This window comes from Methylobacterium dankookense, from assembly GCF_902141855.1.
GTDB classification, from domain to species: Bacteria; Pseudomonadota; Alphaproteobacteria; order Rhizobiales; family Beijerinckiaceae; genus Methylobacterium; species Methylobacterium dankookense.
In genome coordinates, this window is record NZ_CABFVH010000019.1 from 32,651 (window position 1) to 45,985 (window position 13,335).

The window sequence follows — 13,335 nt, forward strand, 5'->3', positions numbered from 1 at the left end:
ACCCGCCAAAGGCCTGAGGCCTTTGGAAACCCGGGATCCGCTCACGGCCGCGACAGGACCCCGCCGGAGATCGGCTCGCGCACGCCCGTGGTGGCGGGGAAGGTGATCGGCAGGCCCTGGAGCGAGCGCACGGCGAGGAAGGCGAAGGCCTGCGCCTCCAGATAGGCCGAGGACCAGCCGATCGCGTCCGCCGTCGTGATCTCGGCGCGCAGGTGATAGGTCAGGAGCCGCACCAGCTCGCCGTTGCGCGCCCCGCCCCCGGCCACGATCCAGCGGGTCGGGATCTCGGGGGCGTGGTCGAGGGCGCGCGCCACGGCGCGGGCCGTGAAGGCGGTGAGTGTCGCCGCCCCGTCCTCCGTGGAGAGCTGGCCCGCGAGCTTGTGCGAGAACCAGTTCCGGTCGAGGGATTTCGGCGGCTTCCGGAAGAAGAACGGGTGGGTCAGAAGCCAGGCCAGGAGCTGCTCGTCCGGCCGGCCGCGGGCGGCGGTGCGCCCGCCATCGTCGAGGTTCTTGTTCTCGCGCTCCTGCATCCACTCGTCGATCAGGGCATTGCCCGGCCCCGTGTCGAAGGCGATCACGCCGCCGTTGGAATCGACCAGCGTCGCGTTGGCCACGCCCCCGATATTGAGGATGCCGAACGGCCCCTCCATCCCCGAGGCCTCGGCCAGCGCCTTGTGGAAGACCGGCACCAGGGGCGCCCCCTGCCCGCCCGCCTCGATATCGGCGCGGCGGAGATCCGACACCACCGGAATCCCGAGGCGCGAGGCCAGAGCCTGCCCGTCGCCGATCTGGATCGTGATGCGGTGGTCCGGCCGGTGGATCACGGTCTGGCCGTGGAAGCCGATCACGTCGATGTCGGAGGGAGAGAGCCCGTTCTCGGCGAGGAAGCGCTCCACCGCCTCGGCATGGGCCTGCGTCACGAAGGCCTCCGCCTCCGGCAGGCGGCCCGGCCGGTCGTCGGGCCTGACCACGCTCTCCGCGTCCTTGGTGGCGGCGCGCAGCAGCGCCTTCTCCGCGTCCGAATAGCCGCGATAGCCGGTCGGCCCCAGCGGCTCGAGGAAGTTGTTGTGGCCCTTGGCGACCTTGAGCGCCTGCCCGTCCGTCTCGATCAGGGCGATGTCGACCCCGTCGAGGGAGGTGCCGCTCATCAGGCCGATCGCGCGCATCATCGCCATGGCGACTTCGTTCCCCTCGCCCCGTGCCTTTCGCGGGGCGCCCTGCTAAGAGCCGCCCCGAACCTCATTCAACCCGGCCGAGCTAGCACGCGCGCTCCCGCCTGTCGCGCGCCCGACCTTTCGAGACCCCGACCATGACCTCTGAAAGCTTCGCCCCGAAATCCGACTTCCTCCGGATCCTGACGGAGCGCGGCTACATCCACCAGGGCTCCGACCTCGCCGGGATCGACCAGGCGGCCCTGGAGGGGCGGCTCACCGCCTATGTCGGCTACGATTGCACGGCGGCCTCGCTGCATATCGGCCACCTCCTCTCGATCATGATGCTGCACTGGCTGCAGAAGACGGGGGGCAAGCCGATCGCGCTGATGGGCGGCGGCACCACCCGCGTCGGCGACCCGTCCGGCCGCGACGAGGCCCGCAAGATCCTGACCCTCGAGCAGATCGAGGAGAACAAGGCCGGCATCCAGAAGACCTTCGCGCGCTTCCTCGACTTCGGCGAGGCCGGCAACGGCGCGCGTATGGTCGACAACGCCGAGTGGCTGACCAAGCTCAACTACATCGAGATGCTGCGCGACATCGGCCGGCACTTCTCCGTGAACCGCATGATGTCGATGGACAGCGTGCGCCTGCGCCTGGAGCGCGACCAGGAGCTGTCGTTCCTGGAGTTCAACTACATGATCCTCCAGTCCTACGACTTCGTCGAGCTGAACAGGCGCTACGGCTGCATCCTGCAGATGGGCGGCTCGGACCAGTGGGGCAACATCGTCAACGGCATCGATCTCGGCCGCCGCATGGGCACGCCGCAGCTCTACGCCCTCACCTGCCCGCTCCTGACCACGGCGTCGGGCGCCAAGATGGGCAAGACCGCCTCCGGGGCCGTCTGGCTCGATGCCGGGATGCTCAGCCCTTACGATTACTGGCAGTTCTGGCGGAACACCGAGGATGCCGACGTCGAGCGCTTCCTGAAGCTGTTCACCTTCCTGCCGCTCTCCGAGATCGCCGATCTCGCCGGCCGCGGGGGCGCGGCGATCAACGAGGCCAAGAAGGTGCTCGCCACCGAGGCGACGGCGCTGATGCACGGCCGCGAGGCGGCGGACACGGCCGCCGAGACCGCGCGCAAGACCTTCGTGGAGGGCTCGCTCGCGGCCGACCTGCCGAGCGTCGCGGTGCCGCGCGCCGTGCTGGAGGCCGGTCTCGGCGTGCTCACCGCCTTCGGGCCGGACTACGCCGCCCTCGTCCCCTCCACGAGCGAGGCGCGCCGCCAGATCAAGGGCGGGGGCCTGCGCGTCAACGACGCCCAGGTCGCCGACGAGAAGGCGACCCTGGGCACCGGCGACCTCACCGCCGAGGGCGTGATCAAGCTCTCCTTCGGCCGCAAGCGGCACGTGCTGCTCAAGGCGGAGTGAGCTGCGCTCTCCCCTCCCCCTTGCGGGGAGGGGCGGGGGGTGGTTCAGGATTGGGTGTCACGGTGCCGTCTGCACCACCCCCACCTCCAACTCCTCCCCGCAAGGGGGAGGAGAGAGCTCGCCGCCGGCTCCGTATGCGGTCCCGCAGGCTGCACCACGTTGCGGAAAACCCCTCCCCCCGTGCAGGAAGGCAACGGACAGGCGCCGGCCCGTCCGGCATAATGACCGTCCGGCCCGATCGGCCGGAGCTGTGACGGAGACCCGCGTGACCCTCGCTCCCCGACACGTCCTGGCCGCCGGCCTGATCGCCCTCGGCCTCGGGAGCGCCGGGACGGCGCTGGCGCAGCCGGCCGCTTACGTCTTCCACGCGCCCGACGCGCCGACCGTGCTGCAGACCGACGCGGGCGGGCATGTGATCGTGCCGGCGGGCCGCCCCGACCTCGCCGTGCCGCCGATCCCGGTGCCGCACGTGATGAACGGCGGCGGCTTCGGGCTGACCGGCTTCGACTATTACAGCGACCAGCCCACCGAGGGCCGCCTCGGCGCCCGCAGGCACCCCAAGAGCTACGTGCTGGCTCCGGCCTACATCGCGCCGCCGCTGCCGCCGCGCTGAGGTTTTACTTTCCCTCCCCCGCAGAGGGGGGAGGGAATGGGTGCCCTCAATCCTTCTCCGGGTCGTGCCCCCAGTTCATCAGGGACATGCGCCAGGCGGAATCGGGGTCGGAGCGCGCCTTGCCGCCCTGGGCGAGGTGGCGGTGGACGTAGCCCACCACCTTGCGCATCGCGGCGTAGTCGTCCTCCGTCAGGTCGGCCTTCGCCGTGTCCTTGATCGCGAGGATGCGCCGGCCCATCGCGTGTCCGGTGGACTCGTCCCCATCCGTCTTCTGGCCGACCGCCTTGCTGGCCTCGCTGTCGAGGTGCTTGCGCAGCGCGGCCGGGGTCATGTTCACGGCCGCGTTGAAGTCCTTCCAGGTCTCGGCATGGTCGGTCTCGGGCATGGATTCCTCCGCTGACGCCGCAGGCGATGCTGTCGCGCCACCAACGCGCCGCGGGCGCGCGGTTCTTCCGCGGCCCGGCCTGGCCCCATGCGGTCCGGCGACGCAGGGCGGCGGCGTGTTTACAGCGCGGGACGCCGCCGGTATCACCCGGCACCGGCCCCGATCAGGGGGCCCGCCACCATCAGCGAAACACAAGATGCGCGCCGAGATCGAGCAAGCCTCGGATGCCGCCAAGCAGTCTATAGGACTGCTGAGGAGGCATCTTTGACTGGGACACCGTCGATAAACGCCTCGCGGAGCTGAACGCCGCGTCGGAGGATCCCGACCTCTGGAACGATGCCGAGGCCGCGCAGAAGGTCATGCGCGAGCGCCAGCAGCTCGACGAGGCCGTCAGCGCCATCCGCAAGCTCGAACGCGACCTCGAGGACGGGGTCACGCTGATCGAGCTCGGCGAGATGGAGGGCGACGCCGCCTCGATCGCCGAGGGCGAGGCCGCCATCAAGGCCGTCGAGAAGGAGGCCGCGAGCCGGCAGGTCGAGACCCTGCTCTCGGGCGAGGCCGACGGCTTCGACACCTATCTCGAGGTGCATGCCGGCGCCGGCGGCACCGAGAGCCAGGACTGGGCCAACATGCTCCAGCGCATGTACGGGCGCTGGGCCGAGCGGCGGAAGTTCAAGGTCGACATCGTCGAGATGACCGACGGCGAGGAGGCCGGGATCAAGGGCGCCACGCTCCTGATCAAGGGCCACAACGCCTATGGCTGGCTCAAGACGGAATCGGGCGTGCACCGCCTCGTGCGGATCTCGCCCTACGATTCCAACGCGCGCCGCCACACCAGCTTCGCGAGCGTCTGGGTCTATCCGGTGATCGACGACCGGATCGAGATCGAGATCAAGGAATCCGACTGCCGCATCGACACCTACCGGTCGTCGGGCGCGGGCGGCCAGCACGTCAACACCACCGATTCGGCGGTGCGCATCACGCACAATCCGACCGGCATCGTGGTGGCCTGCCAGCAGGAGCGCTCGCAGCACAAGAACCGGGCGACCGCCTGGAACATGCTGCGCGCGCGGCTCTACGAGGCCGAGCTGAAGAAGCGCGAGGAGAAGGCCAATGCCGAGGCCGCCTCGAAGACGGATATCGGCTGGGGCCACCAGATCCGCTCCTACGTGCTGCAGCCCTACCAGCTCGTGAAGGACCTGCGCACGGGCACGCAGTCGACCGACCCGGACGAGGTGCTCGACGGCGACCTCGACCCCTTCATGGAAGCCTCCCTCGCCCAGCGCGTCTATGGCGGCGCCGAGGCGGTCGAGGACATCGACTGACGTCAGGGTGTCGAGAGGGCTCAGCCCTCTCGCGGGTCCAGGGCAAAGCCCTGGGAAGACCTCGGGGCTCTGCCCCGAGACCCTGCCAAAGGGATGATCCCTTTGGGATCCCGGATCCTACGGGCTGCCTGCGGCGAGCAGGCGGCCGGCATCGAGGAAGCGCTCGGGATCGACCGGCTCGCCGTCGACCCGCGTCTCGTAATGCAGATGGGCGCCGGTGGAGCGGCCGGTCGAGCCGACCCGACCCACCACCTGCCCGGCCGCGACGATCTGGCCCGGCACCACCGCGATCCGGGCGAGATGGGCGAAGCGGGTGGTCAGCCCGTGGCCGTGGTCGATCTCCACCATGTTGCCGTAGCCGCCCGCCGCCTCGGCGAGCGTGACGCGGCCCGGGGCCGTGGCGCGGGCCGCCTCGCCGAACTCCGCCTTGAGATCGAGCCCGGTATGGAGCGCGAGCCCCCGCGTGAACGGGTCGAGGCGCGCGCCGAAGGGGCTCGACATGCTGCTCGCGCCGAGGATCGGCCGGCGCAGGGGCAGGTTGCCGGCAAGCCGATGCAGCCGCTCGGCCTCGTCCACGGCGCGCTGCGCCGCCTCCAGGGTCTCGGCGAAGGCGTCCCCTGAGACCGGCACCAGCGGGCCGCCCATGGCGGCGGGCGCCGGCCCCTCGAAGCGGGCGGGATCGAGCCCGGCGCCGCGGATCACGCCGCGCAGGCGCTGCATCCGCCGCGCCGCCCCGGCCGCGACCCGGCCGAGGGCGCGCGCCTGCGCTGCCTGGACCGCGTCGAGGGCGGATTCGAGGCCCTGGAGCCGCTCGGCGGCGGCCCGGCCCGGCCGGCCTTCCGCGTCGCGCAAGGAGAAGGGTTCGGGCGCCGGGGCGGGCTCGGCCAAGCGCGGATCGGAATCGGGCATCCGCGTCACGACGGCCTGGCGGCGCTCCAGCTCGGCCTGCCGGTCGAGCGCGGCCGCGAGGCGGCGTTCCAGGCCCAGGCGCAGGGCCGATTGCTCGCGCCGCCCCGCCTCGACCTCGGCGCGCAACTCGCCGAGGCGGCTCTCGTAATCGGCCTGGATCGCGCCCTGCCGGGCGAGCAGGCCCGCCATCAGGTCGTCATGGAAGACGAGGCCGTAGGTCGCCGTCCCCGCCCAGAGGCTCGTGACGGCGAGCCCCGCCGCGAGGAGGGCCCGGCCGCGTCGCGGCATCGTCTTGGTCTGGCGGGAGGGGCGCATGGCGGGCGGGGTTCGAATCGCCCGCCCATTCAGGACCCGGTAAGGTTAAGGAAGCGCGAAGGGGCGGCCCGTCACGCCGACCGTCACGCCAGGGCGCGGGCGGCCTCCAGGACCTCCTCGGCATGGCCCGGCACCTTCACCTTCGGCCAGACCCGCGCGATCCGGCCCTCGCGGTCGACGAGAACCGTGGTGCGCTCCACGCCCATGTACTTGCGCCCGTACATGCTCTTCTCGACCCAGACGCCGTAGGCCTGAAGAACCGTCTTCGACTCGTCGGATGCAAGTGGAAATTGCAATCCATAATTGCCACAGAACTTGTCGTGGCTTTTCACCGGGTCGGGCGAGAGACCGATCACCCGGGTGTCGGCCGCCGCGAAGTCCGGCAGCAGCCCGTTGAAGCCCTGCGCCTCCAGGGTGCAGCCGCTAGTATCGTCCTTCGGGTAGAAGTAGAGCACGACCTTGTGACCGCGCATCTCCGCGAGCGCGATGGTCGTCCCGCCCGAGCCGGACAATGTGAAGTCGGGCGCCGGATTGCCGATTTCCAAGGACATCGTGCCTTCCTTTCGGCCGATTGATGGTGTGCCTGGGCGGGATGAGCGCGAGCAACGGCCGAACAACGGCATTGGCGGCCGGGCCAGCTCGCGATCGTCCGCGCTCCTCTTATAGTCCTCAGGTTCCCCGATCCAGCGGTCAAGCTTGGAATGCAAGGTCTCGATGGCTGAACAACCCGAGGGACTGAAGCCGCCTCGGCCGGGGCGGCGCTGGGGCTGGCTCTGCCTGGTCACGGCGCTCGGCCTCGTGCTCCTCGTCGGGATCGGCGGCGGCCTCGCCTGGCTGCGCCTCGCCTGGGGCCCGATCAGCCTCGACGCCTTCTCGGGCCGCGTCGCCGCCGCGGTGGCCGAGCGGATCGGCCCGGGCTGGCGCATCGACCTCTCCGACAGCTCGCTCGAACTCGATTCCGAGCACGCGCTGGCGCTCCGCGTCGCCGGGCTCGACATCCGCAACCCGCAGGGCGCCCTGGTGGTGCGCGCGCCGCTCGCCGTGGTCAGCCTCGACGGCTGGAGCCTGCTCCGCCTCGCCGTGCAGCCGCGCTCCATCGAGTTCCGCGACGTGCAGATGACGGCGCTCGTCCACCGGGACGGCTCCATCGCCTTCGCCTCGCCCGATGCGGGCAAGGCGAGCACGCCGCAGACCCTGCCGAGCGTCGATTCCGCCCGCGGCACGGTGTCGCCGCTCTCGGCCGGCATCGCCTCGATCTTCGGCGTGGTGCTCGATCCGGCGGGCGTGGTCGGCGCCCTCGACCGGGCCCGCGTCACCAATTCCCGCCTGACGCTTCTCGACGAGGACGGGCGCGAGCGCGCGGTGTTCGAGCGCGTCAACGGCCTGTTCGGGCGCGACGCCACCCAGGACGCGCGCATGTTCGAGCTGCGCATCGACGGGCCGCACGGGCAGTGGCGCTTCGGCGGCACCCTGCGCGAGGCGGCGAGCGGCGAGCGCACCGGGGTCATCACCCTGGACGACCTGCCGGCCACCGACCTGCTCCTGCTCTCCGGCCAGTCGAAGCTGCCCCTCACCACCGATCTCAAGCTCTCGGCCAAGGCCGATGTCCGCCTCGCCGCGGGCCGGATCGAGGCGATGGACCTCGCCGTGCATACGGGCGACGGCTCGCTGCTGATCGAGGAGAAGGACTTCAACCCCGTCACCGTGGAGAGCGTCACCGCCCGCGGTCGCTGGGACGAGGGCGCCCGGGCGATGACGCTCACCGACCTCGACTATCGCGGCGCGGGCAACGCGGTGCGCCTCACCGGCTCCTGGCAGGCGAGCCCGGCCGGCGCCGACACCGCCTGGACGGCCACCCTGTCGGGCCGCGACGCGATCCTGCGCGGCGCCGCGCCCAAGGACGTGCCGGTGAAGATCGACGCCGTCGAGGCGCAGCTCTCCGGCCGGGCCGGCGGCGTCTCCATCGACGCGATGACCCTGGCCGGGGCCGGAGTGAAGGGCCGCCTCAGCGGCACGCTCGGCACCAGCGCCGACGATGACGGCCTGACTCTGCGCATCGTGGCGAGCGACAGCGAGGCGCGCACGGCGCTGCGGCTCTGGCCCGAGAACATCGCGCCGGGCGCCCGCAACTACCTCGTGGACGAGCTGCGCGCCGCCCGCATCGAGAGCCTCGACATCGCCGTCGACATGTCCGGCGCCGAGCTCGCCGCCGCGACCCGGGGCGACCCGATGCCCGACAACGCCGTGCATATCGACTTCCGCATCGCGGACGCGACGCTGGAGATCTCGCCCGACGCGCCGCCGCTCACCAACGGGCGCGTGGCCGGCACCATCACCGGGCGCACCACCCGAATCCGCGACGTCACCGCCGATCTCCGCCTCGGCGAGGGCCGCGCGCTCGCCATCGGCGAGGGCAGCTTCGTCATCCCCGAGATCACCCCCGACACGGTGGTGGCGCAGATCGGCCTGCGCCTGTCCGGGGGCGCCGACGCGCTGGCCGCCCTGCTCCAGACCAAGCTGTTCCGCAACTTGACCGGGGCCGACATCGACCCGGCGACGGTGAAGGGCGCGGCCGACCTGCGCATCGCCTTCCCGCTCAACCTCAAGCACATCCCCGATTTGCCCGACCTGCCGGTGACGCTGACCGGCAGCCTCACCGACCTCACCGTGGACAAGGTGGTGGGCAAGGACCGGCTCGAATCGGGCCGCTTCGCGGTCTCCTACGGCCGCGACGGCTTCGGCCTGAAGGGCGAGGCCCGGATGCTCGGCGCGCCCGTGGCGATCGACCTGCGCCAGCCCAAGCCCACCGGCGGGGACAAGGGCGGTGGCGAGGTGCAGGTGAGCCTCGCCCTCGACGACGCCTTCCGCGTGAAGAAGGGCCTGCCGGCCGCGCCCCAGCTCACCGGGACGATCCCCGTGAAGGCGGTGATGCCCCTCGGGCGCGCCGGCAAGGCGCCGGTCCGGGTCGAGGCCGACCTGACCCGGGCCGGGATCGACGGGCTGCTGCCGGGCCTCGCCAAGCCCGCCGGCCGGCCCGGCCGGCTCAGCTTCACCCTGACCGAGGCCGGGAGCGGGGCGGATCTGCGCGACATCGTCCTTGATGCCGGGGCGGCCTCGGCGCGGGGCAGCGCGTCGATCGGTGATTCAGGGCTGGAGCGGGCCGAGTTCGCGAGCCTCAAGCTCTCGCCCGGCGACGACATGCGCGTGGTCGTGGACCGCGCGGGCGCCGGCTACAAGGTCAGCGTGCGCGGCGCGGTGGCCGATGCCCGGCCCTTCCTGAAATCGATGCTCGGGCCCGAGCAGAAGGGCAAGGATTCGGGGCCCAAGGACATCGACGCCGACGTCCAGCTCGGCATCCTCACCGGCTACAACGAGGAGGCGCTCACCAATGCGAGCGTCAAGGTCTCGCTGCACGGGCGCGACCTGCGCTCGGCCGCGATCGCCGGCCGCTTCCGCTCCTCGCCCCTCGCGGTGAGCGTGGGCCGGGGCGAGCGCGGCGTGCCGGTGCTGCAGGTGGAATCGGCCGATGCGGGCGCGACGCTCCGCTTCGTCGACATCTACAAGCGCATGGTCGGCGGCCGGCTCAATGCCGGGATCAATCTCAACGACGGCCCGCAAGCCGGCGTCATCCAGATCCGCAACTTCACCCTCCGCAACGAGCCGGCGCTCTCCAGCATCATGGCCAAGGGGCCGGAGGCGCCCGACACGGTGGATGCCCGCGGGCGCCGCCGCCCCGCCGTGCAGCCGGCGAGCGAGGTCACCTTCGACCGGATGCGCGCGAACTTCGTGCGCACCGGCAGCCGGGTCGACTTCACCGACGCGGCGATCTCCAACGCGGCCATGGGCTTCACCCTCTCCGGCTATCTCGACACCGGCCGCGAGCGCACGGACATCAACGGCACCTTCGTGCCGCTCTACGGGCTGAACAACGTGGTCGCGCAGGTGCCGCTGTTCGGGCCGCTGCTGGCCGGCGGGCACAACGAGGGGCTGTTCGCGGTCAATTTCCGGGTCCAGGGCAAGCTCAGCGCCCCGGATGTCAGCGTGAACCCGCTCTCGGCGGTGGCGCCGGGCTTCCTGCGCAAGCTGTTCAGTGCCGGCGGCCCCGTCGCCGACGGCGACGCGCAAGCGCCGCAGAGCGACCGCTGAGGGGTTTTCTGGGATCAGGCTGCGGACGGGAACCGCGACAGGCTCCCTCTCTCGAACGGGAGAGGGGGCCCGCACCTGATCCGGCACCGCCGCTGCCCGCTCCCAACCCAATGTCATGAATGGGCTCTTCCCCGCCCCCTTGCGGGGAGGGGGTAGGGGTGGGGGTGGCCCAGGATGAGGCGTGACGGTGCCTTCTGCCCCACCCCCACCTCCAATTCCTCCCCGCAAGGGGGAGGAGAGCGGGCCCAGCTTATGACAATAAGCTTGACATGCGAGAACAAAACACGTACGCAGCTCCCCACGCGCTGTCCCACGGCGCGACGGGTCCTGCAACCCGCCGCGCCGTGAGCAGGGAGCCCGAGCCGGATGACCGCCGGCAAGGACCAGGACAGCGCGGCGGTTCCCGCGTCGCCGGCCGGTCAGCCGGTGCCCCGGGCGCCTCTGCGCGACACAGGGCCGTTCTCGGCGCCAGCCCGGACGAACACGGGACAGCGCCGACAGTCCGGCCTGCAGGTCGAGGAACCGATGCCGGGCCCAATACGAGGCCGGGTGCAGGACACGTTACGTCTGCCGAGGACGAGGCTGGGATGGGGGACGCACCGCGTCGCGGGACCAACCCCGATACCAGGCCATCCGAGGTCGGGGTCGATGCAGGCGGGTATCCAAGAAACCGCGACGCTCAAATCGGGTGAGACCGGGCAGCCTGCCTCTCTCATCCGCGGGACGCCGGGGGACCGGTGTTTGCGCATATCGTTCAGGGTTCCGCGGCGTCCCGCGTCTCCCTCTCCGGCCAAGCCTCCGGCGTCACACGACGCGCGGAGCCGAAGACGCGTGGGCGCTCAGCCCTTCGAGCGCAGCACTACGGCGGGGCCCGGACCGCGCGCCGGGTCGCAGGCGGTGTCGAAGGCGTTGAGCGGCAGCGGGCGCGAATCGCAGACGAAGGCGTCCTGCGGGCCGGGGGCCGGGACGGGGTCGCGCGCCACGATCGGGTTCGGCGCGCAGGCGCCGACGGTGCCGAGGACGAGGGCGGCGAGCGCGGCGGCTTTCAGGTTCAGGCGGCGCATGCAACCCTCGGGAACGCAAGGAACGATCGGGACCCCTCCGGAAACCCTCGCCCAGCGCATCGCGCGCGACAAGCGCCGCGGCACCCGCGGCGGCGGCTTTACCGGTCCCTGTCGCCCGGCCGCAACATCGCGGCCGGGCCGGCGAGTGCGGGGGTCAGCCCGCCTTCGCCATCGGGTTCTCGGTGGGGGTCGTGATGGGGACGACGTTGTGCAGGGTCTTGTCGGCGCCGTCGAAGAAGCGGCGGATGTTGCGCGCCGCCTGCCGGATGCGCTGCTCGTTCTCGACCAGCGCGATGCGGACATACTCGTCGCCGTGCTCGCCGAAGCCGATGCCGGGCGCCACCGCCACGTCGGACTTCTCCAGCAGCAGCTTGGAGAATTCCAGGCTGCCGAGCTCGCGGAACTTCTCCGGGATCGGCACCCAGGCGAACATCGAGGCGGCGGGCGCCGGGATCTTCCAGCCGGCCTTGCCGAAGGAATCGACCAGCGCGTCGCGGCGCTTGCGGTAGATCGAGCGCATCTCGTGGATGCAGTCGTCGGGCCCGTTCAGCGCGGCGGTGGCCGCCACCTGGATCGGCGTGAAGGCGCCGTAATCGAGATAGGACTTCACCCGGGTGAGCGCCGCGAGCAGGCGCTGGTTGCCCACCGCGAAGCCCATGCGCCAGCCGGCCATGGAATAGGTCTTCGACAGGGAGGTGAACTCCACCGTGCAGTCGATCGCGCCCGGCACCTGCAGCACGGAGGGCGGCGGCTCGCCGTCGAAATAGACCTCGGCATAGGCGAGGTCCGAGAGCAGGATCAGCTCGTGCTTCTTCGCGAAGGCGACGAGGTCCTTGTAGAAGTCGAGGCCCGCCACGTAGGCGGTCGGGTTCGAGGGGTAGCAGACCACGAGCGCCACGGGCTTCGGGATCGAGTGCTGCATCGCCCGCTCGAGCGCCGGGAACATGGCCGGCGTCGGCTCGGCCGGCACGGAGCGGATCACGCCGCCCGCCATCAGGAAGCCGAAGGCGTGGATCGGGTAGCTCGGGTTCGGCACCAGCACCACGTCGCCCGGCGCGGTGATCGCCTGGGCCATGTTGGCGAAGCCCTCCTTGGAGCCGAGCGTCGCCACCACCTGGGTGTCGGGGTTCAGGCTCACGCCGAAGCGGCGCTGGTAGTAGCCGGCCTGGGCGCGGCGCAGGCCGGCGATGCCTTTGGAGGCGGAGTAGCGGTCGGTGCGCGGGCGCCCCGCCGTCTCGCAGAGCTTGGCGATGACGTGCTTGGGGGCGTCGAGGTCGGGATTGCCCATGCCGAGATCGATGATGTCGGCGCCGTTGGCCCGGGCGGCAGCCTTGATCCGGTTCACCTGCTCGAAGACGTAAGGCGGAAGGCGCTTGATGCGGTGGAAGTCGGTCATGGCATTGTCCATCGCGCACGGGTCCCGTGTGGCGCTTCTTGGGTTCGGGCGTGCGGGTCGGCCTCTCTAGCACGGAAGGCCATTGCCGCCGACCCCGAAAACGAGCCGCCCGGCGCCGGCCCGGGGCGCGGATCAGGGGGTCGGCGCAGAGGCCGGAGCAGGAGCCGGCGACGGGTTCACGGTCTTGCCGGCGCTCTCGGCGGCCTTGCCGCGGCTGACGTTGCGGCTGCGCGCGTTCTCGAGCTCCGCCTCCAGCGCCTTCTGGCCCTCCGTGGACTTCGCCCGCACCGTCCGCTTCGGCGCCGAGACGCCGACCGGCATGTAGTCCTGGTCGGCCTTGCGGCTGCTCGCGACGAAGTCCGGCGCGTCGGGGCCCTTCGGCGCCGAGCCCACGATGCCGGTGCCGCGGAGCGCCCCGACATCGCCGGAGCAGCCCCCGGCCCCGAGCAGGGCGGCGAGCAGGAGGGTGCGGGTGCTGCGGGTCACAGCTCTGTGATGGTTGGCGAAGAACATGGTGCGGATGTAGCGGCGGCCGGTCACGCCGGTCTGGCAAAATCTCTGGCTCGCGCCTTAATTTGTCGGAAACGAGGCCCGTCCTGCG

General features: G+C 71.5%; 11 protein-coding genes. 4 read left to right on the top strand and 7 right to left on the bottom strand.

Annotation, left to right across the window (positions count from 1 at the left end; translation table 11 throughout):
- Positions 1–41: 41 nt before the first annotated feature.
- A complete protein-coding gene (locus MTDSW087_RS15405; RefSeq protein WP_144765379.1) occupies positions 42–1,175 on the bottom strand; it encodes an anhydro-N-acetylmuramic acid kinase in 1,134 nt (377 codons plus the stop codon).
- 134 nt (positions 1,176–1,309) lie between these two features.
- On the opposite strand from MTDSW087_RS15405, the gene tyrS reads away from it, so the two are divergent.
- Together tyrS and MTDSW087_RS15415 are read left to right on the top strand one after the other, a co-directional pair.
- Positions 1,310–2,581, top strand: a complete 1,272-nt coding sequence (gene tyrS, locus MTDSW087_RS15410) for a tyrosine--tRNA ligase (RefSeq protein WP_144765381.1) — start codon at positions 1,310–1,312, stop codon at positions 2,579–2,581.
- A 265-nt stretch (positions 2,582–2,846) separates the two neighbouring features.
- The gene (locus MTDSW087_RS15415) at positions 2,847–3,194 is read left to right on the top strand and encodes a hypothetical protein (protein ID WP_144765383.1); all 348 of its coding nucleotides are present in this window, start codon (positions 2,847–2,849) and stop codon (positions 3,192–3,194) included.
- A 46-nt stretch (positions 3,195–3,240) separates the two neighbouring features.
- Here the strand turns inward: MTDSW087_RS15415 and MTDSW087_RS15420 are convergent, their stop codons facing one another.
- Entirely contained in the window at positions 3,241–3,579 is a 339-nt protein-coding gene (locus tag MTDSW087_RS15420; RefSeq protein WP_144765385.1) for a DUF3140 domain-containing protein, read from the bottom strand.
- Between the two features lie 196 nt (positions 3,580–3,775).
- Here MTDSW087_RS15420 and prfB point away from each other — a divergent pair.
- Positions 3,776–4,904 (top strand): peptide chain release factor 2 gene (gene prfB / locus MTDSW087_RS15425; RefSeq protein WP_144765387.1). Its coding sequence is split into 2 segments (ribosomal slippage): positions 3,776–3,844 and positions 3,846–4,904, totalling 1,128 coding nucleotides; the frame shifts between segments, so codons are not numbered across the junction.
- A gap of 117 nt (positions 4,905–5,021) precedes the next feature.
- On the opposite strand, the gene MTDSW087_RS15430 is transcribed toward prfB, so the two are convergent.
- Complete coding sequence (locus tag MTDSW087_RS15430) at positions 5,022–6,128, bottom strand: M23 family metallopeptidase (protein WP_238179411.1); 1,107 nt, start codon at positions 6,126–6,128, stop codon at positions 5,022–5,024.
- A gap of 83 nt (positions 6,129–6,211) precedes the next feature.
- Positions 6,212–6,679 carry a peroxiredoxin gene (locus MTDSW087_RS15435; RefSeq protein WP_144765388.1) on the bottom strand — a complete coding sequence of 156 codons (468 nt, stop codon included), beginning with the start codon at positions 6,677–6,679 and terminating at the stop codon, positions 6,212–6,214.
- A 163-nt stretch (positions 6,680–6,842) separates the two neighbouring features.
- On the opposite strand from MTDSW087_RS15435, the gene MTDSW087_RS15440 reads away from it, so the two are divergent.
- Positions 6,843–10,274, top strand: a complete 3,432-nt coding sequence (locus MTDSW087_RS15440; protein WP_144765390.1) for a YhdP family protein — start codon at positions 6,843–6,845, stop codon at positions 10,272–10,274.
- Positions 10,275–11,113: 839 nt separating this feature from the next.
- On the opposite strand, the gene MTDSW087_RS15445 is transcribed toward MTDSW087_RS15440, so the two are convergent.
- From MTDSW087_RS15445 to MTDSW087_RS15455, 3 genes are all read right to left on the bottom strand, one after another.
- Positions 11,114–11,338: a hypothetical protein gene (locus tag MTDSW087_RS15445; protein ID WP_144765392.1), complete on the bottom strand. Its 225-nt coding sequence runs from the start codon at positions 11,336–11,338 to the stop codon at positions 11,114–11,116.
- A 154-nt stretch (positions 11,339–11,492) separates the two neighbouring features.
- On the bottom strand, positions 11,493–12,734 hold the full coding sequence (locus tag MTDSW087_RS15450) for an LL-diaminopimelate aminotransferase (protein ID WP_144765394.1): 1,242 nt from the start codon (positions 12,732–12,734) through the stop codon (positions 11,493–11,495).
- Between the two features lie 132 nt (positions 12,735–12,866).
- Positions 12,867–13,274 (bottom strand): hypothetical protein, encoded by a 408-nt coding sequence (locus MTDSW087_RS15455; RefSeq protein ID WP_238179312.1) that lies wholly within the window; start codon positions 13,272–13,274, stop codon positions 12,867–12,869.
- Positions 13,275–13,335 lie beyond the last annotated feature (61 nt).